We start from the raw sequence: 463 nt of genomic DNA on the forward strand, positions 1-463 counted from the left end.
CCATTGATCAGAATCCTCTTATGACGCTGGTTAAAGATGGCACCTTCAACGATACTAATAACGATGGAAATGCCGATGCAGGTGAAACCATCTCGTATACCTTTACGGTTACCAACACTGGAAATGTAACATTGACGAACATCAAGGTTACCGATCCTAAAGTAACTGTAAGCGGAGGGCCTATCAGCCTTGCTCCGGGAGCTAGTGATAATTCAACTTTTACTGCTACTTATACCATCACCCAGGCAGATGTAGATGCTGGAGAAGTGGTAAACACTGCCGTAGCTAATTCAGATGAAACTACAGGTCCGGTAAACAGTAATGAGGAAAAGACTCCACTTTCTAAAGAAGCGAAACTTACTATTACCAATGTGGTAGATCTAACAGCGATCGATGAGCCTTCTACTCTTACTTACACTATCTCTGTAGCCAATACAGGAAATGTGAGTTTAACAGGGCTTAC

General features: G+C 42.5%; 1 protein-coding gene. It reads left to right on the forward strand.

The features are described from left to right. A partial coding sequence (locus tag ACNKXV_RS13330; protein ID WP_470269805.1) for a DUF7507 domain-containing protein occupies positions 1 to 463 on the forward strand: 463 nt, incomplete at both ends.

It is taken from the genome of Christiangramia aquimixticola, assembly GCF_048285835.1.
GTDB classification, from domain to species: Bacteria; Bacteroidota; Bacteroidia; order Flavobacteriales; family Flavobacteriaceae; genus Christiangramia; species Christiangramia aquimixticola.